This window comes from Streptomyces sp. NPDC050548 (assembly GCF_044457385.1).
In the GTDB taxonomy this organism is placed as follows: Bacteria; Actinomycetota; Actinomycetes; order Streptomycetales; family Streptomycetaceae; genus Streptomyces.
The window spans coordinates 30,351-53,801 of record NZ_JBITGV010000019.1 but is presented as its reverse complement, the minus strand read 5'-3'; the positions used below and the strand labels follow the sequence as shown (position 1 = coordinate 53,801).

Genomic DNA, 23,451 nt, shown 5'->3' with positions numbered 1-23,451 from the left:
CTCGCGGTCGCCTCGCCCCGACTACTGCAACAGAACCCCTCAGCCCCTGAGCAGACCCCGCACACAAGGAGCCCGCATGTCGATCAACCGGCCGGTCGCCACCGCCCTGGCCGCAGCCCTCTGTCTGCTGACGGCAGCATGCGGTGACTCCTCGGACAGTGACACAGCGAGCGGCACCACGACCGAGGCCGCCGCGTCGCGGACCGGCTACCCGGTGACCCTGAAGAACTGCGGTCGGAGCGAGACGTTCAGGAAGGCCCCCAGCCGGGTCGTCCTCATGAACGGCGCCTCCGTCGCCGAGGTCTCCACGCTCCTCGCCCTCGGCCTCCAGGACAGGATCGTCGCCAACCAGCAGACCTACGGCATGTCCGATGTCACGGGCCGCGCCGCCGCCATCAAGGCCCTGCCCACCGGGGACGTGAAACTCAACGACGCCTACGACATCCCCCGCGAGGCCATGCTCGGCCTGCGCCCCGATCTCGTCCTGTCGACCACCTCGTACGGCTTCGACGAGAAGAACGGCTTCGCCACCAGGGACCAGTTGAAGGCCGTCGGCGCCAACAGCTATGTCTCTCCGCAGGGTTGCGACCAGGACACCTCGAAGATGACCGTCGCCGACAGCTACACGCTGCTGCGCGACATGGGCAAGGTCTTCAACGTCACTGAAAAAGCGGAGAAGTTGATCGCCGCGTCCGAGAAGAACATCGCGGCCGTCTCGGCGAAGATCAAGACGGAGACGAAGACCCCCAAGGTCATGGTGCTGTTCTCCAACATGTCCATGGGCGGCAACGACTTCAGCTCGGTCGTCGCCAAGGGCATATACAACGACATCCTCGCCAAGGCCGGCGGCTCCAACGCCTTCGAGAACGCCTCCAAGACCTCCTTCGCGGACCTGAGCAAGGAGAAGGTGGCCGCCACCGACGTCGACGCGCTCGTCGTCATCGGCTACAACGACCCGAACCCGGCGGCCTACGCCAAGAAACTGCTGAAGGAGTTCCCCCAGTGGCCGGCCGCCAGGAACAACACGTACGTGACGCTGTCCGACTCGATGTACCTCGGCCCCAGCAACGATCTGGCCGTGGAGAAGATCGCCAAGGCGCTGCACCCCGACGCGTTCTGAGCCGGATCAAGGTTCAGTTGGCCTTCACGCTCCTCCCCGTCGCGCTGCTCGCGACCATGATCGTGGCGATCAGCATCGGCGCGGTGAATGTCCCGCTCGGAGACGTGTGGGCGATCGTCCTCCATCACGTCACCGGCGTGGGGGCGGCACCCTCCGACCCCGCGCTCGACCAGATCGTGTGGAACTTCCGCACCCCGCGCGTGGTGTTGGCCGCCCTGGTCGGCGCGGCTCTGGCCGTATCGGGCGCGGTACTGCAGACCGTGGTCTCCAACCCGCTGGCCGACCCCATCGTGCTGGGCTTCTCCTACGGTGCCACGCTCGGCGCGGTGCTCGTCATCACCCTGGGCGGTGGCGCCGCGCTCGCCGGGCTCGGGGTGTCGGCGGCGGCCTTCATCGGCGCGATGGCCGCGGGCGCGCTGGTCTTCGCGCTCGGACAGCGGCGGGGGCGACTCGCGCCGACCCGGCTGGTGTTGGCGGGGGTCGCCGTCGGCTATGTCTTCCTCTCGGCGACCAGCTTCGTCCAACTCCAGGCGACGCCGACCGAGTTGCGCACGGTCATGTTCTGGATGCTGGGCAGCGTGGCAGGCGCCCAGTGGGACCGACTCCCCACGGTCACCGTGGTCGTGCTGGTCACCACCGCGCTCCTGACGCTCTTCGGGCGGCGGCTCAACGTCCTGCTGGCCGGCGACGAGTCCGCCACCGCGCTCGGCGTCGACGTCAACCGGCTGCGCGCCGTACTCCTGGTGCTCAGCGCGCTGCTGACCGGAACCGTCATCGCCGTCGCCGGCAGCATCGGCTTCGTCGGCCTGATGATCCCGCACCTCGTCCGCCTCACCACCGGCGCCGACCACCGCCGACTCCTGCCCCTGACCGCCCTGTTGGGCTCGGTCTACCTGGTCCTTGTCGACCTGCTCTCCCGCACTCTCAACCGCCCCAACGAACTGCCGCTCGGCATCCTCACCGCGCTCCTCGGCGCCCCCTTCTTCCTGTGGCTGCTGCGCCACAACAGGGGTCTGGACTGAAGGGAGTTCCATGGAACTCACCGTCGATCGACTCCACATCACCCTGGACCGCAGCCCGATCCTGCACGGCGTGAGCCTTGAGGCCCGTAAGGGCGACATCGTCGGCCTCGTCGGCCCCAACGGCAGCGGTAAATCAACCCTGTTGCGTGCCGTCTACCGCTCGCTGCGCCCGGCGGACGGTGTCGTCAGGGTCGGCGAGGACGACGTATGGGCGCTGTCCGCCCGCGCCGCGGCGCGCCGTACCGCCGCGGTCCTCCAGGACGCCACGGGCAACACCACCGGCCTGACCGTGGCGGAGATCGTCGCCCTGGGCCGCGCCCCGCACCACGGCCTGCTCGGACGGGACGGCGCCGAGGACCACCGGTCCGTGCAGGAGGCCATCGACCGCTGCGGCGTACGACCGTACGCGGACCGCGACTACGCCTCACTCTCGGGCGGTGAACGTCAACGCGTCCTGCTGGCAAGGGCGTTGGCGCAGAGCGCCGAACTTCTCGTCCTGGACGAACTCACCAACCACCTCGACATCCGCGCCCGGTTCGAGCTCCTTGACCTGATCCGCGCCACCGGCATCACCACGCTCGCGGTCCTGCACGACCTCGACCTGGCCGCCCGACTCTGCGACCGCCTCGCCGTCCTGCGCGAGGGAGCGGTGGTGGCCGCAGGACCGGTCCTGGAGGTACTGACCCCACAGGTCCTCAGAGACGTCTTCGGCGTACGGGCGAGCGCCGAGCGGCACGCCGACGGCGTCATCCGCATCACCTACGACGCCCAGCCGCTCGCCCGCGACGAGGGGCCGACGGCCGAGGCCGAGCCCGCCGTGCGGTGAGCCCTTCTCCAAGAGAAGTCGGACGGGATTCCCGCCGAGTTCCGGGATTTTGCTGTGTCCTGGGTCACATGCTGTGGGTTGAGTGTGGTGCGCTGTGGGTTCGCCGACCCGCACGTGACAGCCGGTGTCCTGATGCCAGGATGAGGCGCCATGAGACCAGGACGGTGTTCCCGCGCGATACGGGCCGCGATGTTCGCGGCCGTCTGCGTGGTGCTCGCCTCCCTGGCGCACGTCATGATGTCCGGGAGCCACGTGGCCGCGTGGGCACTGTCCGCCGGAGTGGTCGTCACCGGCGTCGCGGGCTGGTGCCTGGCAGGCCGTGAACGCGGCCTCTCGCTGATCGTGACGGTCGTGGTCGTCGCCCAGACGGTGCTGCACTCGGCGTTCTCGCTCGCCCAGTCGGCGTCCGGTGAATCGGTCTCCGTGAACACGGACATGTCCATGGGCTCGATGCGGCCGGACTCCATGGACATGGGGCCGACGTCGGCCGGGACCACGCCCTCGACCGGCATGCTCGTCGCCCACCTGATCGCCGCCGTGCTCTGCGGGCTCTGGCTGGCCCACGGCGAGAAGGCCGCGTTCCGCATCCTGCGCGTCGTCGTCGGCCGACTGGCGGCTCCGCTACGACTGCTGCTGGCACTGCCCGCGCCCATGGACCGCCCGCGCCTCCGCGGGCGTCGCCTCGACTCGGACCGGGCACCGCACTCCCTCCTTCTCGCCCATGCGATCACCTCTCGGGGCCCGCCCGCGCGGACCGCTGTCGTCTGAGACAGCCGGTACCCGAGGCCGCCCGTACGGCGTGCCTCCGGCCTCGGCCGTACGGCCGCGCAAGCGCCGTAGGGCCGTTCCTCCCCGCTCACAGGACCGCGCGTGCTTCCGCGTGCCCAGGTCCGGTTCACGGATGACCGAGAAGGACACCAGGTGATCACTCCTGCCCTGCCCGCTCCGCGCGGCACAGGTGAGAAGAAGTCGGCATCTCTCGACGAGTCGATAACGGCGTGGGCGCTCGCCGCCCGCCACGGCGACGCCGACGCGGTCGAGCACTTCGTCCGGGCCTTACAGCGAGACGTCCAGCGGTACGTCGCTCATCTCTGCGGCGATCCGCAGGCCGCCGACGACCTGGTGCAGGACACGTTCCTGCGGGCACTCGGCAGCCTGCACCGCTTCGAGGGGCGTTCCTCGGCGCGCTCCTGGCTGCTGGCGATCGCCCGCAGGGCCGTCATCGACAGCTACCGGTACGCCGCCGCGAGACCCCGCCTGTCCGACGTAGCGGACTGGCGGCTGGCGATCGAACTGGCCCAGCCGATCGACCTGCCCGGCTTCGAGGACGGTGTCGCGCTCCTCGACCTCCTGGCGTCGCTGCCGGACGAACGCCGCGAGGCCTTCGTCCTCACGCAGATGCTCGGCCTGCCGTACGCGGAGGCCGCCGAGGCGAGCGACTGCCCGATCGGCACGGTCCGCTCCCGCGTGGCGCGGGCCCGGGCGACCTTGACGGATCTGCTGACCGAGGCCGACGAACCGGCCGGGGCGACGGTCTGAGCACTGCGCCAACACACCTTGCCGGAGAGGGTGTTGGCGCCGTCCTGCCCGGGCCTCGGCACGGTGACGGAGTCCGCCGTGACATCGACGACGACTTCACCCTCCTCAGGAGGAGCATGCGCCGTCGCACAAGTGCCTCCGGCATGCTCCTTTGCGCCCACCCGGCATCCGTACGTGTCGACCGGAGCCGTCGTTCCCCATACGGGAAGTGAGCGGAGTGCGGACAGGGGAGTCGGGTTGTGCGGGCGTCACTGCGGGAGCCACGGATGCAACGGCGGGTCGCGCTGGGCGTGGTCGTCGCCGCCCTGACCGCCCTGACCGCCGTACTGGCGAGCAGGCACCAGAGCACCGAAACGATGTCGATGTGGCTCTCCGCGATCTCCGCGTTCGTGTCGGTCTGTGCCTTCGCGGCCGACCTGCTGCGTGAGCCGGCGGACGCCCCGGCCGGCTCCGACCGGCGGCGGAGGGCGGCGGACGACCTCGCTTCGGCGGTCCAGGTCCAGTGGGCGGCGGAGGCCCGGCTGCGTCGACTCCAGGACCCGGCGCCGCTGAACGTCCCATGGACTCCGGTGAGTTCACCGCTCATCGACCACCAGGGCAACATCCCGCGTGTGACCCTGCCCGCGCCCCGCGACGGCGGTCAGCGGCTCGACCGGATCGTCGAGACGTTCCGGGAGATCCCCTCGGGCCGACTCGTCGTGCTCGGCGAACCGGGCGCGGGCAAGACCATTCTCGCCGTACGGTTCGTACTGGCCGCACTCGACGCCCGCCGGCCCGGAGGCCCGGTCCCCGTCCTCTTCGCCCTGGCGAGCTGGGATCCCGGCGCCGTCGGCCTTCGCGAATGGCTGGCCGAACGACTGGCCGCGGAATACCCGCCGTTGGCGGCCGTCCAGGGCGAGCGCACGCTGGCCCGTGAACTGCTGGACGAAGGTCTCGTCCTGCCCGTGCTCGACGGCTTCGACGAGCTTGCCAAGGAGACGCACGCCCAGGCACTGCGCCGTCTGAACGGCGAACTCGACGACCGGCTGCCAGTCCTGCTCACCTGCCGTGACGCGGACTGGAACCACGCTCTGCGAGAACTGGGCGGAGATGTGCTGACGGCCGCCCAGGTGGTGAAACTGAGCCCGCTCGACCTGGCCACCGCCCAGCGATATCTGGAGAACACGGCGCGCCCGACCGGCCGAACCAGCCCGGACGGCACGCAGATGACCGTCTGGACGCGGGTCTTCGACCAGCCCTCCGCCGAGTTGGCCGCCGTACTGAAGTCACCGCTGATGGTGGCGCTCGCCCGCACGGTGTACGAGGACACCTCCCGCGATCCGTCCGAACTCACGGACGCCGCACGCTTCCCCTCGTCGAAGGCCATCAAGGAACACCTGTTGGACGCCTTCGTCCCGGCGGCCTTCGCCGACGCGGACAGCACCTGGCGCCCGGAGGCGGTGCACCACTGGCTGAAGTGCCTGGCGCGGCACCCCTCCCGGTCCAACGGCACCTGGCGGCTGGGCTGGTGGGAGTTGCCGGCCGCGATGCCACCCGTGCTGCGGGTGCTGGGCCCCGCTCTGCTGGCGCTCCTCGCCACGGCAAGTGTCCTTGTCCCGCTGGCCAGATACGGGGCTGGCGTGGTCGCGAACTGGGACAGCGTGCCGTCGACCGTGATCAACTTCGCGGGCATTCTGGTCGGCCTGAGCTTCGGGCTCGCCCGGCTGTTGCCTGCCACTCCCGAAACTCCCCAAGGACCACGGCAGTTGGCGCGCATGGGGCTGACGCTGACGGCTGCCGTCACAGTCGTCGCCGTGGCCATCGGCTGGTTCGTGCCGCCTCTGGTCAGCTCGCGACTCGGCGCCGTGATCACCCCGAGGCCCAGCTGGTTCCTCAACGGATGCTGCTTCGGACTGCTCCTGTCCATGATGTTCGCCGTCGGCGGCCTGCCCCGGCGGCCCCTTCCGCTCAGCCTGCCGTGGGCAGGCAGCCCGAGCGGCCCCCGGGCAGTGCGCACGCTGGGCGGCGTGATCGTCTTCGCCGGTCTCGCGAGCTACGGCTACTTCGCGGAGGCCGTCCCCGCCGTCACCTGCCTCGTCGCCGGACTGCTGCTCGTGGTCGCCGGGCGGCTACGGCGCGGAGACCGAGCGGCGGGTCAGTACCTCGGACCGGGCGCTGTACTGCGCGGCTTCGGACGGGGCCTGGTACGCGGCTTCCTCGCCTGCACGCTGATCAGCGTCTGCGCCGGTGTCGTCGCCGGCTGCGTCACCGGTGCTTTCGCCGCGTACGAGATCCAGCACCCGGCCGGGCCGCGCGTGTCGAAGGGCGACGAGGTCCACGGCTGGCTGCTCCGGGAGAGCGACGACGGACACCGCTCCATCACCTCGACGCGGCCACGGCAGGTCGACCTCGTGAGCCGCAGGGCGCTCGCCGAGCCGTTCGCGGTGTACAAGGACGCCCGGATCTCGTGGAACGACCTGCGCGACTCGTACCAGGGAACCGTGCGCATCCAGAAGCCGGGCGAGCAGTGGGTACTCGTGTGGCAGGGGCGGAAGGAGAAGTTCAGAGGCGACCTCGTGGACGCCCACAACCTGGTGGTCGCACTGCCCCGCGAAGTCGAACTCTGGCTCGTCCAGCGGGACGCCGGCGCCGTCGTCCTCGACGCGGTGTGCCCCTTCGTGGGCTTCGGCGTGCTCCTCGGCGCCATCTGCGGCTGTGCCTCCGGTGTGTACCGCGCCCTCGACACCCCCTGCGACACGATCCGCGCCGCCGGCCCGCGGAGCACCCTGCGCACCGACCGGGCCGCCGCCCTCGCGCGCAGCGCCATCGCGGCCCTCCTCGCGGGCGGGGTCTGCCTGGTGCTGATCTCGGTGACCGGACACGGCAGCACGCTGGGCACCATGCACACCGAAGTGTGGGTACAGGTCGGCACCAACGCGCTCGCGCTGAGCGCCTGGGGACGGATGGGCGCGGCCCGGATCTGGCTGGCGGTGACGGGGCGGGCGCCGTGGCGGCTGATGAAGTTCCTGGACGAGGCCCACCGCCGGGGCGTGCTGCGGCAGTCGGGGGCACACTACGAGTTCCGCCACCGTCGGCTCCAGGAACGACTGGCGACCACGGAGCCGGCCGACGGTGCCCCGCCTGCCTCAAGTACTGTGACTTTGCGTGATCGAATCCGAGATTGAGATCAGCGAGGATCTGGTCCGCGACCTGCTGCGGGAGCAGCATCCGGACCTGGCCGAGTTGCCCATCCGCGAGGTTGAGGGCGGCTGGGGCAATCAGATGTGGCGCCTCGGGGACACGTTGGCCGTCCGGATGCAGCGGATGGACAAGGACCCCGATCCACAGCTGAAGGAGCGTCGCTGGCTGCCGGCGCTGGCCCCACGCCTGCCGCTGCCGATCCCGACCCCGGTCCGGAGCGGGGCACCCTCTGAGCGTTTCCCCAAAATCTGGACCGTCATGACATGGGTCGACGGCACGCCGTTGGACCACGGCTCGATCACCCGCGGCGACCACGCGGCCGACACGCTGGCGTCCTTCCTCAAGGCGCTGCACGCGGAGGCGCCCACCGACGCGCCGGGCGCCTCGGATTTCGGCGCTCACCCCAGCAAGTGCACAGACGGGTTCGAGCACTTCCTGCGGGCCGTGGACCTCGGGCGCTTCGCCGAGGACGACATCCGGGCCGTGTGGGACGACGCGGTGGCGGCTCCCGAGTGGGAAGGGCCGCGGATGTGGGTGCACGGCGACCTGCATCCCGCGAACGTCGTGGTCGCGGACGGGACACTGGCGGGCATCGTCGACTTCGGCGCACTCTTCGCAGGCGACCCGGCGTGGGACCTTGTCGCCGCCTGGCTGCTGCTTCCCGCGGGCGGCGCCACACGGTTCTTCGACAGCTACGCACAGGCGGACGAGGCGACGGTACGACGGGCGCGCGGGCTGGCCGTGATGAAGAGCCTGTTCCTGATGCTGATGGGCCAGAACGGAGACCGAGGTCTGCCCGGCGGCAAGCCGAACTGGGGTCCCGCAGGCCGTTCGGCACTTGATCGGGTCCTGAAGGGCCTTTGAGTTCGGTGACGCCACGGCGGGTGCGGGAACCTGCGGGGGTGTGTGGCCTGTTCGCCGTCTTCGAACCCTGTCGGGTCACCACTACAGCCGGTTCAGCAGGCGCCGCGCCCGTTCGAGGACCGGGCGGTCGACCATGCGGCCGTTCACCACGGTGACCGCTCCGTCGGCCGCCCGGTCGGTCGCGGCGCGGACGATCTCGCGGGCCTGCTCGCGTTCCTCGTCCGACGGCGTGAACACACCGTTCACCGGCGCCACTTGACGGGGGTGGACGCAGAGTTTGCCGGTGAACCCGAGGGCCGCCGCCCGTTCGGCGTCGGCCACCGGCGCACCCTCGTCGTCCAGCGCTGTGGTGACCCCGTCGAGCGGGGGCGCCACCCCGGCCGCGGCCGACGCCAGCACCAGATGGGAGCGGGTGTACGCCAGCGCCGTCGGATCGTCGGGGTCGACGCCGAGTTCGGCCGCGAGGTCGACGCTGCCGAAACCGGCCCGGATCACACCGGGCACCGCGCAGACGGCACGGGCGTCGAGCACTCCGGCCGCCGTCTCCAGCAACGGGACGACCGCCGAGCCCGGGGGCAGCCGGGCCAGCAAGTCGCTTATCTGGTGCGGCCGTTCGGCCTTGGGCAGCATCACCGTGCGCGGGTGTTCGGCGAGGACGGCCACGTCGCGGTCGTACCACGGGGTGGCGGGGCCGTTGATCCGTACGATGCCGGTGCCCCCGTCGGAGAGCCAGGCGAGGACGTGGTCGCGGGCCGCGTCCTTGCTGTCGGGCGCCACGGCGTCCTCCAGGTCGAGGACGATCCCGTCGGCGCCCGCCGCGGCGGCTTTCGCGAACCGGTCGGGGCGGTGCCCCGGCACGAACAGCAGGGTCCGCGCGGAGGCGATCCGCGCTCGGTCGTCGGGTGCGGTCACCGGATGTCCCGCTTCTCCAGCCAGTCCAGGACGACCTGGAGCACCTCGCGGTTGTTCCGTTCCAGCATCATGCCGTGCCCGTTGCCGTGGACTCCGTGCTCGGCGAGCCGCACCAACTCGACGTCGCAGCCCGCCTGTTCGAGGTAGGCCACCAGATGTCCGTCGAAGAGGACGAACGGTGACGCCTCGGCGGTCACCACGGCGATCGGCATCCGGGACAGATGCGCCAGCCCGCGCGCCGGTTCTTCCTGCAGCGTCATCGGGATGCCGCTGTCCGACTCCCGTGTGACCAGGCGCAGTTCGCCGGGGTCGGCCGCGGGAGGGTCGTACGTCAGCGGAGCGGCTGCCAGGCCCCAGTCCAGTGAGAAGACGCCGGGGCGTACGGCGAAGGGCGGGCCCACGGTCTCGATCGCGACCAGTGCTCGGACCAGGTCGGGGCGGGCGTCGGCGGCGAGATATCCGGCGGGTCCGCCGGCCGAGTGGCAGACGACGACGGCCGGGCCGATCCGGTCCAACAGCTCAGCCATGCGGCGCTGTTCGAGTGCGTGCATCGCCGCCGTGTCGGCGAGCATCGGACCCGATCCCGCCATGGCCTGGCCGACCACCGGGTCGTCGGTCGTCCGGCCGCCGGGCCACTGTGTGTGGCCCTCCGCGAAGGCCTCCGGGGCGAAGACACCGAGGTACGCCTCGGTGGGCATCATCGGTCCCATCTCCCCGAGCACGTCCGGGTGGTGCGGCGATCTGCCGTGTCCGGGGCGGTCCACCACGTAGACGGTGTAGCCCTCCCGCACCAGGTGCGCGGCCCATCCGGGGCGGCCGTCCGGGGTGCCCAGGTAGTCGAGCCCCTGGCCGCCACCGCCGTGCACGAGCACCACCGGGTACGGCCGGCTCTCCTCGGCGGGCGACTCCCACTCGACGTACATCTGCCCGCGGGGGACGGTTCCGCCGCCGTCCTGCGTGGTCGGCTCCGCCCCCACCCAGAAGAACCCTCTGCGTGAAGTGATCGGTTCACTCACTGCGCACACCGCCCTATCGTTCGCTGACCGAACATCTCGTAGGGTGAGGCTAGGGGTGCGGTGATGTCGAGTCAATGAAATGGAAACGAAAGTGTTCGGTGAGCGCACAAACGTGCGCTACAGTGACACTCCGCGGTTTCGGGATTCCTCCACTCCGCGTTGACCGGAAGGCATCAGCCATGACCGATCAAGCTCATCGATCCCATCGGGCCCATCGCCAGGGGCGCTTCTACGAGGACTTCACGGCCGGTGACGTCTACCGGCACCCGCTGGGGCGCACCATCAGCGAGGCCGACAACACCTGGTTCACCTTGCTGACGATGAACACCCACCAGGCGCACTTCAACGCCCACTACGCCGAGGGCACCCCGTACAAGAAGATCCTGGTCAACTCGGGTTTCACCATCGCGCTGGTGCTCGGCCAGACCGTCTCGGACATCAGTCAGAACGCGGTCGCCAACCTGGAGATGACCGACGTCCGGCTGCTCCACCCGGTCTTCGTCGGCGACACCCTCTACGCGGAGTCGATCTGCACCGCCGTACGCCCGTCGACGTCCCGCCCCTCGGTGGGCATCGTCACCACCCACACCCGGGCCCTGAACCAGGACGGCGAGGTCTGCCTCTCCTTCACCCGCTCGGTGATGGTCAACCGGCGCGACTCCCCGCACGCCGGCACTCCTTTCCCGGAGGCGAGGAGCGGCCCGCTGACCCTGCCGGAGACCGGAGGGGAGGCATGACCGGGACGCCGCTGCCCCTCGCAGGCCTGCGGATCCTCGCCGTCGAGCAGTACGGCGCCGGACCGTTCGGCTCGCTGCACCTGGCCGACCTCGGGGCCGAGGTGATCAAGATCGAGGACCCGTCCGCCGGCGGCGACGTGGGCCGCGGTGTCCCGCCCTTCGCCCGCGACGCCGACTCCCTCTTCTTCCAGTCCCTCAACCGCAACAAGCGCTCGATCACCCTGGACCTGGCCAACCCCGCGGGCCGGAAGGTCTTCGAGGACCTCGTCCGCCACAGCGACGCCGTCTTCTCCAACCTCCGCGGCGACGTCCCGGCGAAGATCCGGATCACCTACGACGACCTTAAGCACCTCAACCCGCGCATCGTCTGCTGCTCGCTCAGCGGCTTCGGCACCCACGGCCCGCGCCGCGATCAGCCCGGCTACGACTACGTGCTCCAGGGACTGGCCGGCTGGATGACGATGACCGGCGATCCCGAGGGCCCGCCCACCAAGTCCGGCCTCTCCCTCGTCGACTTCTCCGGCGGAATGGCCGCCGCGCTCGCCCTGCTCGCCGGAGTGCACGGCGCCCGCACGACCGGCACCGGCATGGACTGCGACGTCAGCCTCTACGACACCGCGATGTCGATGCTCAACTACCTGGCCGCCTGGCATCTCAACGCCGGGTACGAGCCCCGCCGCAGAGCACAGTCCGCGCACCCGAGCCTGGTGCCGTTCCAGAACTTCCGGACCGCCGACGGCTGGATCGTCATCGCCTGCCCGAAGGAGAAGTTCTGGCAGCGGCTGCTGCACGTCCTCGGCGAGCCGTCCTGGGCGGGAGATGCTCGGTTCACGTCGTTCGAGACCCGCCTTGAGCACGCCCCCGAACTCGTCCCGCTCATCGAGAAGGAACTGTCCCGGCACGGCACCGACACCTGGGTGCGGCTGCTGGAGGCCGACGGCGTCCCGTGCGCCCGCGTCAACACGGTCGCGGAGGCGCTGGCCGAAGAGCACACGCTGGCCCGGGAGTTGATCGTGACGACCGACCACCCGGAGTGGGGCGAGGTGCGGCAGGTGCTCACGGCCTCGCGGGCGGGCCCGGCGCGCACCACACACACCCGGGCTCCCCGGCTGGGCGAGGACACCGGCGACGTACTGGCCGAACTCTGCGGCTACGACCTGACGACACGTCAGGAGCTGGGCCTGGCAGGCGCGTTCGGCACCGCCACGGCAACGAAGGAATGAGAAGCACATGGACTTCACGCTCAACGACGAGCAGCGGCAGTTCCGCCGCACCCTGCGCGACTTCGTCGACAAGGACATCGTCCCCGTCGCCCGCGAATGGGAGCAGAGCGGACGCTACCCGGCGGAGATCGTCGAGACGATGAAGGAGATGGGCCTGTTCGGCCTGCTGGTCCCCGAGGAGTACGGCGGACTCGCGGTCGACCTGGTCTCCTTCGCCCTCGTCTTCGAGGAGATAGCCCGCGGCTGGATGGGCGTGGCCGGCATCCTCGGCAGCCACTCCCTCGCCACCTGGATGATCGCCCGGCACGGCACCGAGGACCAACGCACCCGGTATCTCCCGGAGTTGGCCACCGGCGAGCGCCGCACCGGCATCGCCCTCACCGAGCCCGACGCGGGCAGCGACCTCCAGGGCATCACCACCCGCGCCCGCCTCGACGGCGACCACTACGTCGTCGACGGCACCAAGATGTGGATCACCAACGCCCGTTACGCCGACCCCATGCCGGTCCTGGTCAAGACCGACCCCACCGCCTCCCCGGCCCACCGGGGCATGAGCATCCTGCTCGTCGACGCCGCCACCCCCGGCTACGAGATCACCCGCGACCTGCCCAAGCTCGGCTACAACGGCCCCGAGACCTGCGAGATCGTCCTGACCGGCGTCCGGGTGCCGAAGGAGAACCTCCTCGGCGGCGTCGAGGGCCGCGGACTCCAACAGGCCCTGTCCGCACTGGAAGTGGGCCGGATCAACGTCGCGGCCCGCAGCGTCGGCATCGCCCAGCGCGCCTACGAGGAGGCCCTGGACTACTCCCGGCAGCGGCGCGCCTTCGGCCGGCCCATCGCCGACTTCCAGGCCATCCAGCTGAAGATCGCCGACATGGCCACCGGCGTCCAGAGCGCCCGGCTGCTCACCTACTGGGCCGCGAGCCGCAAGGACGAGACCGAACGGGCCGACCTGGAGACCGGGATGGCCAAGCTGCACGCCTCCGAGGTCGCCGTCAGCGCCGCCCAGGAGGCCATGCGTGTGCACGGCGCCTACGGCTACTCCAAGGAGTACGAGGTCGAGCGGCTGTTCCGCGACTCGATGCTGATGAGCATCGGCGAGGGCACCAGCGACATCCTGCGCACGGTGATCGCGAAGAAGCTCGTCGCGGGCCAGGGACGCGTCGGCTGACCTCTCCCGTACCGCCTCGATCACACCACCCAGAAACGAGGTGAGGGCATGCCCACGCCCCCTCAGCAGAACCCCGTCCCCGGCCCCCTGACCGGACTCCTCGTCGCCGACTTCTCCCGCATCCTCGCCGGCCCCTACGCCACCATGCTCCTGGCCGACCTGGGCGCGGAGGTCATCAAGGTCGAGAGCCCCGGCGGCGACGACACCCGGACCTGGATGCCACCGGTCCGGGACGACATCTCCACGTACTACCTCGCCGTCAACCGCAACAAACGGTCCATCGCCCTGGACCTGCGCAAGCCCGAGGACCTCGAAGCGGCCCGCGAACTCGCCGCCCGCGCCGACGTGTTGATCGAGAACTTCAAGCCCGGCGGCCTGGGGCGGTTCGGCCTCGACCACGAGACGGTGAGTGCCGGGAACCCCGGTGTCGTCTACGCCTCGATCAGCGGCTTCGGTCCCGGCGCAGGGGCCGGACTCCCCGGCTACGACCTGATGGTCCAGGCGATGTCGGGGCTGATGAGCCTCACCGGGGACCCGGACGGCTCGCCGTTCCGCGCGGGCATCTCGGTGTTCGACGTGATGACCGGACTGCACACGACCATCGGCATCCTCGCCGCGCTGCGCCACCGGGAGGCGACCGGTCAGGGCCAGCACATCGAGCTGAACCTGCTCTCCTCCGCGCTGTCCGGCCTGGTCAACCACACGGGCGCGTACGCCGCCGCGGGCGTCGTCCCGTACCGCATGGGCAACGCGCACCCCAGCCTCTTCCCGTACGAACCGCTGCCCACCGCCGACGGCGAACTCATCGTCATCGCGGGCAACGACGGCCAGTTCCGCAAGCTGTGCGAAGTGCTAGGCCTGCCCGAACTGGTCGACGACCCGCGCTTCGCGCACAACCAGGACCGCACCGCGCACCGCGAGGAGTTGCGCCCACTGCTGGTGGACCGGCTGTCGAAGCGGACGAAGGACGAGTGGTTCCGCGAACTGACCGCGGCCGGAGTCCCGTCCGCGCCGATCAACACGATCGACGGAGGGGTCGCGCTCGCCGACGAGTTGGGCCTGCGACCGCTCGTCGACGCGGGCGAGGGCGAGGCCGCCGTGCCCGGCATCCGCAACCCCATCACCTTCTCCGCCACCCCGCCGCGCTACGACCTGCCACCGCCCGGCCTGGACGAGCACGGCGAGGAGATCCGCGCCTGGCTGCGGGCGGAGCGACCGCGAACGCAGGACCGCAGGCGAACGGAGCAGAACGGATGACCACTCCCCACGGCAGTTACCCCACCTCCCTGGGCACCTCCGACACCGACACCATCCGGCTGCTCGGCCAGGACCTCACCGAGGACCTGATGGGCAAGGTCGGTTTCGGTGAACTGGCCCTCTGGCTGGTCACGTTGCGCAGGCCCACCCCGTCCGAGGTGCGGGTCTTCGAAGCGGTCCTGGTCGCCCTCGCCGACCACGGTTTCACCCCGACGGCGATCGCCGCCCGGCTGACGTACCTCAGCGCCCCCGAGTCGATCCAGGGCGCGCTCGCCTCCGGACTGCTCGGCGGCGGCTCCCGCTTCCTCGGGGTCACCGAGGACTGCGGCCGCTTCCTGGCCGACACTTTGGCCACCGTCGACGGCCAACTGCCCGACGCCGACGCGGACTTCGACGCCCTCGCCCTGACCGCCGTCACCAAGGCCCGCGCCGAACGCCGACTCGTGCCCGGCCTCGGGCACCCGGTGCACAAGAAGGGCGACCCGCGCACACCGGTCCTCCTGCGCATCGCAGAGGAGGAAGGCCTGCGCGGTCCGCACCTGCGGCTGTTCGAGGCGATCGGCCGCGTCCACCCCCAAGTCCTGGGCCGCAGCCTGCCGTTGAACGGCGCCGGCGTCTGCGGCGCCGCCCTGGCCGACCTGGGCCTGCCCGTCGACCTGCTCCGCGGCTTCGCCCTGCTCGCCCGCACCGCCGGGCTGCTCGGCCACCTCGCTGAGGAACGCCGGCAACCCGTCGCCTACGACGTGTACATGAGCGTCGACCGCAACGCCGCGTACGTCTCGCCCGACGCCCCCGCCTGAAACACCCGAACGAGAGGAGCCGCCATGGCCACCCTGGCCGCGGTCATCGCCTCCACCCACCACCCCTTCTACTACAAGGCCAGCACGGCCACCGGCGCGGACCGACCGCCGTACGCCGACGCCTGGGTCGCCAAGATCGAGGCGTTCCGCGAGACACTCACCCGGGCCCGGCCCGACGTCCTCGTCATGGTGGGCTCCGACCACTTCCACCAGCTGTGGCTCGACAACATGCCCCAGTTCCTGGTCGGCAAGGCACCCTTCTACGACGCCAACTGGTACAACGAGGAACGGGAGTTCGGCCTCCCGCGGATGCTGCTGCGCGGTCAGGAGGACCTCTCCGCGCACATCCTGCGGCACGGTCTCGACGCGGGCTTCGACCTCGCGTTCAGCAACGAGCTGCGGATCGACCACAGCATCACCTGCCCGATCGTCACGCTCCGCCCCGAGGCGGACCTGCCGATCGTGCCGATCTACACCAACATCTTCGCCCCGCCCCTGCCGCAGCCCTCTCGCTTCGTCCAACTCGGCAAGGCCATACGGGAGTTGATCGAGTCCTGGCCCAGCCACCTAAGGGTCGCCGTGATCGGGACCGGCCATCTCTCGCTCGAACTCGGCGGACCGCGCCAGTTCGGACCGCACGGCCCCGACCCCGAGTTCGACCACAAGGCGGTGCGCTGGATCGCCGACGGCGACATCGAGGGCTGTCTGTCCGAGGTGACGCTCGACAGCCTGTGGACGCCGGGCAACGCCACCCACGGGTTCATGGACTTCATGCTGATGATGGGCGTCGCGGGCGAGGGCGTGAAGGCCGACCACGCCGACACCCTCGACCTGTTCCACACCATGGAGGCGTACTTCACCTGGTACCCGAACGGGCTCCCGGCGGACCTGACTTCGGGGGTCCGGGCATGAGCAAGTACCTGCTGAACAAGTTCCTCTACACCGTCGACCGCGATCCCGAACTGGTCGAGCGCTACCGGGAGTCGCCCCGCGAGACGGTGTCGTGGTGGGAGACCGAGCGCGCGGGCGAACTGCTCAACGCGATCCCCGCCGAGGCGACGACCTGGCTGCGGTTCACCGACGAGGAGCGCGAGGCGCTGGCCGCGCACGACTACGTGAAGCTCTTCGAACTCGGCGCGCACCCGTTCCTGACCCTCACCCTCTTCATCGCGCTCTTCGAGCGCGATCACGCCGAACCCCTCGCGTTCCAGCGGCAGTACGCGGCCGAGCTGGCCCATTTCTCCCTGCCCTACCCCGACATAACGACCTGAGACGAGGCCAGAGTTGAGCACCGAAACCGACATGGAAAGCTTCGACACCGACGTCCTCGTCGTCGGCTCGGGACCGGCCGGCGCCTCCGCCGCCCTGTTCCTGGCGACGTACGGCATCCGCGTCCGGCTGATCACCAAGTACGGCGCGCCCGCGGACACCCCGCGCGCCCACATCACCAACCAGCGGACCGTCGAGGCGCTGCGGGACATGGGCGTCGAGGAACGCCTGATGCGCGAGGCCACGCCCTGGGAGCTGATGAGCAACACCACGTTCTGCACCAGCCTGGCCGGGGAGGAGCTGGGCCGGGTCCCGTCGTGGGGCACCGCGCCGGACCGGCACGCCGACTATGTGCTGCAGAGCCCCTGTTCGATGGTCGACGCCCCGCAGACCATCGTCGAGCCGATCCTCATCCAGGAGGCGCAGAAGCGCGGCGCGAAGATACGGTTCGACAGCGAATACCTCTCCCACGAGCAGGACGCCGACGGCGTCACCAGCCGGGTGCGCGACCGGCTCTCCGGGCACGAACACACGGTTCGCTCCCGCTACTTGATCGGCGCGGACGGTGCCCGAAGCAAGGTCGCCGAGCACCTGGACCTGCCCTTCGAGGGGCCCGGGCCGGTCTCCGGAGCTCTCGGTATCATCTTCGAGGCCGACCTCTCGCGCTTCGTCGAGCACCGTCCCTCGGTCCTTTACTGGATGCTCCAGCCGGGCGCGGACAAGCAGGGCGTGGGCCTCGGCGTACTGCGCATGGTCAAGCCGTGGCACGAGTGGATGCTGATGTGGGGCTACGACCCGGCCGAGGGCCCGCCGGAGCTGACCGAGGAGTTCATCCGCGAACTCGCCGTACAGCTCGTGGGCACCGACGACTTCGAGATGAAGGTCAAGTCGTCCTCGCCGTGGACCGTCAACCACCACTTCGCCACGACGATCGCCAAGGGCCGGGTGTTCTGCGCGGGCGACGCGATCCACCGCCACCCGCCGACCAACGGACTCGGCTCCAACACCTCCGTCCAGGACTCCTACAACCTGTGCTGGAAGCTCGCCCATGTCATCCGCGGCACCGCGCGGCCGTCGCTGCTCGACAGCTACGACGCCGAACGGGCCCCGATAGCACGGCAGATCGTGGAGCGCGCCAACCAGTCGATCGCCGACACCGGCCGCATCGTCGAGGCGCTGGAGCTGACCGACACCTCCGACGCGTCGGTGCTGGAGGAGCACCTCGCGGCGCGCAAGGAGCCGGGGGAGAAGGGCGAGCGGATCCGGCGCGCGCTGCGCGAGGCCATCGCGTACAAGTCGTTCGAGTTCAACGCGCACGGCGTCGAGCACAACCAGCGCTACGCCTCCGGCGCGGTCGTCCCCGACGGCTCGGGCCCGGAGGAGTTCGCCCGCGACCCGCAGTTGTACGCGCAGCCGACCACCCGGCCCGGCGCCAAACTGCCGCACACCTGGCTGACGCACCGGGGCCACAAGGTGTCCACCCTCGATCTGGGCGGGAAGGGCGAGTTCAGCGTCGTCACCGGCATCGGCGGCGAACCCTGGCTCAAGGCCGCCGCCGCCCTCTCGGCGGAACGCGGACTGACCCTGCGCCCGGTGTCGATCGGCCCCGGCGAGGAGTACGAGGACACCTACGGCACCTGGTCCGAGCTGGCCCAAGTCGCCGACGGGGGAGTCCTGTTGGTCCGTCCGGACCTGTACGTCGCCTACCGGCACGCGAGCGCGCCGGCCTCCCCGGAGGAGGCGCACCTGCTGCTGTCCGAGGCGCTGGAGGCCGTACTCGGATAGGGCTCCGGCGGCACCCTCAGACGAGGGTGCCCCGGGTGTCTCCGTGGGCGAGTGCGGTGGAGATGGCCTCCGCCGTCTTGCGCAGCGGCGGAAGGCAGCGCTCGCTCAGGTCCTCGGCCGTGGTGCGGGCGGAGTTGGAGGACACGCTCAGCGCGGCCGTCGTACGGCCCGCCCTGCCGGTGACCGGTACCGCGACCGCCACCAGCCCGATCTCCAACTCTTGGTCCACCAGCGCCCATCCGCGCTCGCGCACTTCGGCCAGCTCCGCGCGGAACCGGCCGGTGTCGACGACCGTGCCCGGAGTGTGCGCGACCAGCGGGCCGGCGGCGATATAGGCGTCGAGTTCGGCGTCGTCGAGGGCGGCGAGCAGCACGCGGCCGGAGGCGGTGGCGTGGGCCGGCAGCCGGGTGCCGATGCCGCCGCCGATGGTCATGACCCGCCGGGTGTGCACGCGGGCCACGTACACGATGTCCGGCAGGTCCAGGGTGGCCATCGAGCAGGACTCGTCGATCTCGCGCACCAGGTCGGCCATCAGTTCGCGGGCGATCTCGTCGGTGCCCAGCGAGGCGAAGTAGTTCCAGCCGAGGTTCAGCACCTTCGGCGTCAGGGAGAACGTCCGGCCGCTTGCGCTGACGTAGCCCAGTGCCTTCAGGGTCAGCAGGATGCGCCGGGCGCTCGCGCGGGCGATGCCCGTGAGCTGCGCGACCTCGCTCAGCGTCAGCGCGGGGCGGTCGTGGCCGAAGGTCTCCAGCACGGCCATCGCGCGTTCGAGCTGCTCCAGCCGTTCGACCGGTGCGGGGCCGTCGCCAGGGGTCTCCGTGTTCGCCATGGCGGCAGCCTACTGGCTCACCGGACCTCGATCCCGCATTTGTGCGGTCAGCGAACGCCCGGCTATAGACGCGAACAAGTGCAAGTTGTACGGTCAGCGAACATTAGGTCGTTCAGTGAACAAGGTCAGACGGTGCCGGGACGCGCCGGACGAAGGGATCACCGATGAACCAGACCGACGTAGTCGTCGTGGGCGCAGGCCCGGTCGGCGTGCTCAACGCCCTGGGACTGGCCCGGGCGGGCGTCTCGGTGACGCTGCTGGAGGCCGAGCCCGGGATCGTTCAGTCACCGCGGGCCGTGGTCTACCACTGGTCCGTCCTGGAGGGCATCGAACGGCTCGGCATCCTCGACGAGGCCGTCCGGGCCGGATTCACCAAGGGGGACTACACCTACCTCGTCCTGGCCACCGGCGAGCGCATCAACTTCACGATGGACGTCCTGAAGGGGCACGTCCGCCACCCCCACAACCTCCACCTCGGCCAGCACCGCCTCGCCGAGATCGCCCTCGAACACCTCCGCCGCCTCGGCGCCACGGTCCGCTTCGGCACCCGCCTCACCGGACTCGCCCAGGACGACGACGGGGTCACCGTGACCACCGAAACCCCGGACGGGCCCGAGGAGTTCAGGGCCGGCTGGGTGATCGGCGCGGACGGCGCCCGCAGCGCGGTACGCGGACTGCTCGGCCTGGACTTCGAGGGCACGACCTGGCCCGAACGGTTCGTGGCCACCAACATCCGCTACGACTTCGAGGCCCACGGCTACGGCCGCTCCACCCTCCAGATCGACGCGCGCGACGGCGCGATCATCGCCAAGATCGACGACACCGGCCTGTGGCGGTGCACGTACTGCGAGCCCCTGGACCTGCCCGAGGACCAGGTCCTGGAACGGATGCCGGCCGTCTTCGACCGCATCCTGCCCGGCACCAAGGAGTACGAACTCGTCCAGTACTCGCCGTACCGCATGCACCAGCGCGCCGCCACCCGCTTCCGCGCCGGACGCGTCCTGCTCGCCGGGGACGCCGCCCACGCGACCAACCCCGCCGGCGGACTCGGCCTCACCTCCGGCCTGTTCGACACCTTCGTGCTCTACGACGCCCTCGCCGCCGTGCTCCAAGGACGCGCGGGCGACGACGTACTCGACCGCTACGCGCACGAACGCCGACGGGTCTTCCTCGACATCGCCTCACCCGCAGCCCGCGAGAACAAACGCCTGATCTACCACTCCGCGGACCCGACCCGCCTGGCACAGGACCTCGACCGGCTGCGCCGCATGGCCAAGGACGAGCAACTCCTGCTGGAGCGCTTCCGGTTCAGCAAGACGATCGAAACACCGGCACTGGTCCAGAGCTAGAAGGAGACGGACGCATGGACAGCAACAGCAAAGTCGTCGTCGTGGGCGCGGGCCCCGTCGGACTCATCACCGCGCTCGGCCTCGCCAGAGCCGGGGTCGAAGTCGTGGTCCTGGAACGGGAGTCGGGCCTGGTGGCGTCCCCCCGAGCCATCGTCTACTACGGCGGGGTTCTCGGCGGACTGGAGCGACTCGGTCTGCTCGACGACACGTTGAAGGCAGGAGTCCGGTCCACCACGGTGCAGTTCCTGGTCCACCGCACCGGAGAACGCATCCGCTTCGACCATGACGTGCTCGAAGGACGCGTGCCCTACCCGTACAACGTCAACCTCGGCCAGGACCGCATGGCGGAGATCGCCCTGCGCCACCTGCTCCGACTGCCCGGCACCGAGGTGCGCTTCGGCACCACCGTGACCGGCCTGGAGCAGGACGCAGACGGCGTCACGGTCATCGGCGACGCGAACGGCGTGCCCCTGCGGCTGCGCGCCGGCTGGGTGGTCGGCGCGGACGGCGCGAGCAGCCGCGTCCGCGAACTCCTCGGGCTGGACTTCGAGGGCACGACCTGGCCGGAGCGCTTCGTCGCCACCAACGTGCGCTTCCCGTACGACCGTTACGGCTTCGCCGACGCCAACATGGTCATCGACCCGCAGTACGGCGCCGTCATCGCGAAGATCGACGACAGCGGCCTGTGGCGGTGCACGTACTCCGAGGACGCCGCCCTGCCCGTGGAGACGGTGCACGAACGCATCCCGGAGTACTTCGCCGCCACCCTGCCCGGCGACCGGCGCTACGAACTCGTGCGGTACTCCCCGTACAAGATGCACCAACGGGCCGCGTCGGCCTTCCGCAGCGGACGGGTCGTCCTGGCGGGGGACGCCGCCCACGTGACCAACCCGACCGGCGGACTCGGCCTCACCTCCGGCCTGTTCGACTCCTTCGTACTGTCCGAGGCCCTGGCCGCCGTGGTGCGCGGCGAGACCGACGCCGAAGTGCTCGACCGCTACGCGCACGACCGCCGCCGGGCGTTCCAGGAGTACGCCTCGCCCGTGGCCAGCGCGCTCAAGCACCTCGTCTTCAACTGCGCGGACGAGAACGTGCTGGAGGAGGCCCTCGCCGGACTGCGCCGGGCGACGACCGATCCCCAACTCCGGGCCGGCCGGCTGATGATCAGCCAGCCGCTCCAGACGCCCTCGCTGCTGATCCCGGCTGGTTGATCAGCGTGCGTGCCCCCACGCATCGATGTTGGTGCGGTACGGGGCGTGGCGGATCGCCGCCAAGTCCTCGACAAGACCGGCGTAGCAGTCGTGAAGGGAGCGGACCTGCCGCCGGTCGCGAGGGTTGAAGAAGACGGTGGTGATGTGGTGGTGCGTGCCGCGCGGCCGGACCACCACGGTGCTCACACAGCTCCGCCCGTGCGCGGCGCAACGCGAGCGCGCCACCTCGTCCGCACGTACCACGGCGGCACCGGAGACCGGGGAGAGCGGCGTGAAGTCGACATGCGCGGTGCCCTCGCCGTGCGGCAGTACGGCCGGCTCGCGCAGGTCCATGTCGGGAACGGCGCCCCGCAGCCGCTCGTCGAGCCGGGCCGCGTCCGCGACGTCGTCGCCCTCGAACGTCCGCCGGGACAGTCGTACGCCCGCCGCGCGCAACAGGATCTCCGCGGCCTTCGCGTACCCGGCGTCCACCGCTGTCGCCGTACCGCACATCCGGAACCGGGCCACCCAGCCGTCGCCGTCGGGATCGACGCCGCCCACACCGTTCTCGTCGAAGTCGAAACCGCGGGTCAGCACCACCGGGCCGTCCACCGCGCGGCGCAGCAGGGGTTCCCGCAGTGCGTCGAGGACCCGCGCGAGGGCCCGGGGGCCGGTGAAGCCCGCCCGGCACTCCGTGTACACCTCGGGACGCCGCGCCAGCCGCCAGGTGATGCGGGTGACCACGCCGGACGTCCGGCGTGTCCCGTACAGGCCGGCCAGGTGGTGCCGGTCCGGGGAGTAGCCGACACCGGGCGCGAGGCCGTCGCCGATGACGCCGTCCCAGCCCAGGTCGGGCACCGGGATCCAGAGATCGTCGGCGAGCGCGTCGTAGAGGTCGGACCAGCGTGCGCCGGGTTCCACGACGGCACGGGCGCGGACCGGGTCGACGTCCAGGACACAGTTCATCCGGCGCGGGTCCACGGTGACGTGGTGGTCGCCGGCGAGGCGTACGGCGACGCGGATCTCCTCGGTGTTCCTGGGGGTCACGGTGAGGGTCGGTGCGGTGCGGACCGCCTCGTCGCCCAGCTCCGCGCGGAGGGCGCGGACCACCCGGTCGTAGGCACTGATGTCGGTCCCGCGAAGCACAGTGCTTTCCATGTCGTCATCGTCTCCTCGCTCTGGCCGACGGCCGCGGGGCGGCCGTGCGGCGGGTGAGCCATACGCTCCGGGCGGCTCCGGCGCGGCTTCACCAGGTACGACCCACCGATGCTCGTCCGCCGGGCGCCACGTGCCCAAGCGGGGGACTACGCGTTTCACTACGTGCTTCCGTACGTGCCTTCGTACGCGCTTCCATGTGTGCTC

21 protein-coding genes are annotated in these 23,451 nt (G+C 70.6%); 17 read left to right on the top strand and 4 right to left on the bottom strand.

Annotated elements, in window-relative coordinates; translation table 11 throughout:
- Positions 1-76: 76 nt before the first annotated feature.
- From ACIBJH_RS38745 to ACIBJH_RS38715, 7 genes are all read left to right on the top strand, one after another.
- Positions 77-1,120 (top strand): ABC transporter substrate-binding protein, encoded by a 1,044-nt coding sequence (locus ACIBJH_RS38745; RefSeq protein ID WP_399121622.1) that lies wholly within the window; start codon positions 77-79, stop codon positions 1,118-1,120.
- A gap of 56 nt (positions 1,121-1,176) precedes the next feature.
- Positions 1,177-2,142: a FecCD family ABC transporter permease gene (locus ACIBJH_RS38740; RefSeq protein ID WP_399121740.1), complete on the top strand. Its 966-nt coding sequence runs from the start codon at positions 1,177-1,179 to the stop codon at positions 2,140-2,142.
- Positions 2,143-2,152: 10 nt separating this feature from the next.
- Positions 2,153-2,968 carry an ABC transporter ATP-binding protein gene (locus tag ACIBJH_RS38735; protein WP_399121621.1) on the top strand — a complete coding sequence of 272 codons (816 nt, stop codon included), beginning with the start codon at positions 2,153-2,155 and terminating at the stop codon, positions 2,966-2,968.
- 150 nt (positions 2,969-3,118) lie between these two features.
- The gene (locus ACIBJH_RS38730) at positions 3,119-3,736 is read left to right on the top strand and encodes a hypothetical protein (protein WP_399121620.1); all 618 of its coding nucleotides are present in this window, start codon (positions 3,119-3,121) and stop codon (positions 3,734-3,736) included.
- Positions 3,737-3,889: 153 nt separating this feature from the next.
- Positions 3,890-4,507 (top strand): sigma-70 family RNA polymerase sigma factor, encoded by a 618-nt coding sequence (locus tag ACIBJH_RS38725; RefSeq protein ID WP_399121619.1) that lies wholly within the window; start codon positions 3,890-3,892, stop codon positions 4,505-4,507.
- Between the two features lie 266 nt (positions 4,508-4,773).
- Positions 4,774-7,671 carry an NACHT domain-containing protein gene (locus tag ACIBJH_RS38720; protein ID WP_399121618.1) on the top strand — a complete coding sequence of 966 codons (2,898 nt, stop codon included), beginning with the start codon at positions 4,774-4,776 and terminating at the stop codon, positions 7,669-7,671.
- Positions 7,652-8,551: an aminoglycoside phosphotransferase family protein gene (locus ACIBJH_RS38715; protein ID WP_399121617.1), complete on the top strand. Its 900-nt coding sequence runs from the start codon at positions 7,652-7,654 to the stop codon at positions 8,549-8,551. The genes ACIBJH_RS38720 and ACIBJH_RS38715 overlap by 20 nt, the downstream gene beginning before the upstream one ends.
- Positions 8,552-8,632: 81 nt before the next feature.
- Here ACIBJH_RS38715 and ACIBJH_RS38710 read toward each other — a convergent pair whose 3' ends face one another.
- Positions 8,633-9,463: an HpcH/HpaI aldolase/citrate lyase family protein gene (locus tag ACIBJH_RS38710; RefSeq protein ID WP_399121616.1), complete on the bottom strand. Its 831-nt coding sequence runs from the start codon at positions 9,461-9,463 to the stop codon at positions 8,633-8,635.
- Positions 9,460-10,479 carry an alpha/beta hydrolase gene (locus ACIBJH_RS38705; protein WP_399121615.1) on the bottom strand — a complete coding sequence of 340 codons (1,020 nt, stop codon included), beginning with the start codon at positions 10,477-10,479 and terminating at the stop codon, positions 9,460-9,462. The genes ACIBJH_RS38710 and ACIBJH_RS38705 overlap by 4 nt, the downstream gene beginning before the upstream one ends.
- Before the next feature lie 179 nt (positions 10,480-10,658).
- On the opposite strand from ACIBJH_RS38705, the gene ACIBJH_RS38700 reads away from it, so the two are divergent.
- From ACIBJH_RS38700 to ACIBJH_RS38665, 8 genes are read left to right on the top strand one after another with little or no spacing between them, the layout of a single operon-like run.
- Positions 10,659-11,216, top strand: coding sequence for a MaoC family dehydratase (locus tag ACIBJH_RS38700; protein ID WP_399121614.1), 558 nt, complete (start codon positions 10,659-10,661; stop codon positions 11,214-11,216).
- A complete protein-coding gene (locus ACIBJH_RS38695; protein ID WP_399121613.1) occupies positions 11,213-12,439 on the top strand; it encodes a CaiB/BaiF CoA transferase family protein in 1,227 nt (408 codons plus the stop codon). Before ACIBJH_RS38700 ends, ACIBJH_RS38695 begins: the two co-directional genes overlap by 4 nt.
- A gap of 7 nt (positions 12,440-12,446) precedes the next feature.
- Positions 12,447-13,610 carry an acyl-CoA dehydrogenase family protein gene (locus ACIBJH_RS38690; protein WP_399121612.1) on the top strand — a complete coding sequence of 388 codons (1,164 nt, stop codon included), beginning with the start codon at positions 12,447-12,449 and terminating at the stop codon, positions 13,608-13,610.
- A 48-nt stretch (positions 13,611-13,658) separates the two neighbouring features.
- Positions 13,659-14,867, top strand: a complete 1,209-nt coding sequence (locus ACIBJH_RS38685; RefSeq protein ID WP_399121611.1) for a CaiB/BaiF CoA transferase family protein — start codon at positions 13,659-13,661, stop codon at positions 14,865-14,867.
- Entirely contained in the window at positions 14,864-15,667 is an 804-nt protein-coding gene (locus ACIBJH_RS38680) for a citryl-CoA lyase (RefSeq protein ID WP_399121610.1), read from the top strand. The genes ACIBJH_RS38685 and ACIBJH_RS38680 overlap by 4 nt, the downstream gene beginning before the upstream one ends.
- A gap of 24 nt (positions 15,668-15,691) precedes the next feature.
- Complete coding sequence (locus tag ACIBJH_RS38675) at positions 15,692-16,579, top strand: extradiol ring-cleavage dioxygenase (RefSeq protein WP_399121609.1); 888 nt, start codon at positions 15,692-15,694, stop codon at positions 16,577-16,579.
- Positions 16,576-16,938, top strand: a complete 363-nt coding sequence (locus tag ACIBJH_RS38670; protein ID WP_399121608.1) for a hypothetical protein — start codon at positions 16,576-16,578, stop codon at positions 16,936-16,938. Before ACIBJH_RS38675 ends, ACIBJH_RS38670 begins: the two co-directional genes overlap by 4 nt.
- A gap of 31 nt (positions 16,939-16,969) precedes the next feature.
- The gene (locus ACIBJH_RS38665) at positions 16,970-18,721 is read left to right on the top strand and encodes an FAD-dependent oxidoreductase (RefSeq protein ID WP_399121607.1); all 1,752 of its coding nucleotides are present in this window, start codon (positions 16,970-16,972) and stop codon (positions 18,719-18,721) included.
- A 16-nt stretch (positions 18,722-18,737) separates the two neighbouring features.
- Here ACIBJH_RS38665 and ACIBJH_RS38660 read toward each other — a convergent pair whose 3' ends face one another.
- Complete coding sequence (locus ACIBJH_RS38660; protein ID WP_399121606.1) at positions 18,738-19,550, bottom strand: IclR family transcriptional regulator C-terminal domain-containing protein; 813 nt, start codon at positions 19,548-19,550, stop codon at positions 18,738-18,740.
- Positions 19,551-19,714: 164 nt separating this feature from the next.
- On the opposite strand from ACIBJH_RS38660, the gene ACIBJH_RS38655 reads away from it, so the two are divergent.
- Both ACIBJH_RS38655 and ACIBJH_RS38650 read left to right on the top strand, forming a co-directional pair.
- Complete coding sequence (locus ACIBJH_RS38655; protein ID WP_399121605.1) at positions 19,715-20,899, top strand: FAD-dependent oxidoreductase; 1,185 nt, start codon at positions 19,715-19,717, stop codon at positions 20,897-20,899.
- A gap of 14 nt (positions 20,900-20,913) precedes the next feature.
- Complete coding sequence (locus ACIBJH_RS38650; protein WP_399121604.1) at positions 20,914-22,110, top strand: FAD-dependent oxidoreductase; 1,197 nt, start codon at positions 20,914-20,916, stop codon at positions 22,108-22,110.
- On the opposite strand, the gene ACIBJH_RS38645 is transcribed toward ACIBJH_RS38650, so the two are convergent.
- Positions 22,111-23,247, bottom strand: a complete 1,137-nt coding sequence (locus ACIBJH_RS38645; protein ID WP_399121603.1) for an FAD-binding oxidoreductase — start codon at positions 23,245-23,247, stop codon at positions 22,111-22,113. It lies immediately after the preceding gene.
- Positions 23,248-23,451 lie beyond the last annotated feature (204 nt).

Excerpts from the sequence above, each read along its gene's own strand:
- ACIBJH_RS38745 (WP_399121622.1), top strand. The coding sequence starts at position 77 with ATGTCGATCAACCGGCCGGTCGCCACCGCCCTGGCCGCAGCCCTCTGT.
- ACIBJH_RS38740 (WP_399121740.1), top strand. The coding sequence starts at position 1,177 with ATGATCGTGGCGATCAGCATCGGCGCGGTGAATGTCCCGCTCGGAGAC.
- ACIBJH_RS38735 (WP_399121621.1), top strand. The coding sequence starts at position 2,153 with ATGGAACTCACCGTCGATCGACTCCACATCACCCTGGACCGCAGCCCG.
- ACIBJH_RS38730 (WP_399121620.1), top strand. The coding sequence starts at position 3,119 with ATGAGACCAGGACGGTGTTCCCGCGCGATACGGGCCGCGATGTTCGCG.
- ACIBJH_RS38720 (WP_399121618.1), top strand. The coding sequence starts at position 4,774 with ATGCAACGGCGGGTCGCGCTGGGCGTGGTCGTCGCCGCCCTGACCGCC.
- ACIBJH_RS38700 (WP_399121614.1), top strand. The coding sequence starts at position 10,659 with ATGACCGATCAAGCTCATCGATCCCATCGGGCCCATCGCCAGGGGCGC.
- ACIBJH_RS38695 (WP_399121613.1), top strand. The coding sequence starts at position 11,213 with ATGACCGGGACGCCGCTGCCCCTCGCAGGCCTGCGGATCCTCGCCGTC.
- ACIBJH_RS38690 (WP_399121612.1), top strand. The coding sequence starts at position 12,447 with ATGGACTTCACGCTCAACGACGAGCAGCGGCAGTTCCGCCGCACCCTG.
- ACIBJH_RS38685 (WP_399121611.1), top strand. The coding sequence starts at position 13,659 with ATGCCCACGCCCCCTCAGCAGAACCCCGTCCCCGGCCCCCTGACCGGA.
- ACIBJH_RS38680 (WP_399121610.1), top strand. The coding sequence starts at position 14,864 with ATGACCACTCCCCACGGCAGTTACCCCACCTCCCTGGGCACCTCCGAC.
- ACIBJH_RS38675 (WP_399121609.1), top strand. The coding sequence starts at position 15,692 with ATGGCCACCCTGGCCGCGGTCATCGCCTCCACCCACCACCCCTTCTAC.
- ACIBJH_RS38670 (WP_399121608.1), top strand. The coding sequence starts at position 16,576 with ATGAGCAAGTACCTGCTGAACAAGTTCCTCTACACCGTCGACCGCGAT.
- ACIBJH_RS38665 (WP_399121607.1), top strand. The coding sequence starts at position 16,970 with ATGGAAAGCTTCGACACCGACGTCCTCGTCGTCGGCTCGGGACCGGCC.
- ACIBJH_RS38660 (WP_399121606.1), bottom strand. The coding sequence starts at position 19,550 with ATGGCGAACACGGAGACCCCTGGCGACGGCCCCGCACCGGTCGAACGG.
- ACIBJH_RS38655 (WP_399121605.1), top strand. The coding sequence starts at position 19,715 with ATGAACCAGACCGACGTAGTCGTCGTGGGCGCAGGCCCGGTCGGCGTG.
- ACIBJH_RS38650 (WP_399121604.1), top strand. The coding sequence starts at position 20,914 with ATGGACAGCAACAGCAAAGTCGTCGTCGTGGGCGCGGGCCCCGTCGGA.
- ACIBJH_RS38645 (WP_399121603.1), bottom strand. The coding sequence starts at position 23,247 with ATGGAAAGCACTGTGCTTCGCGGGACCGACATCAGTGCCTACGACCGG.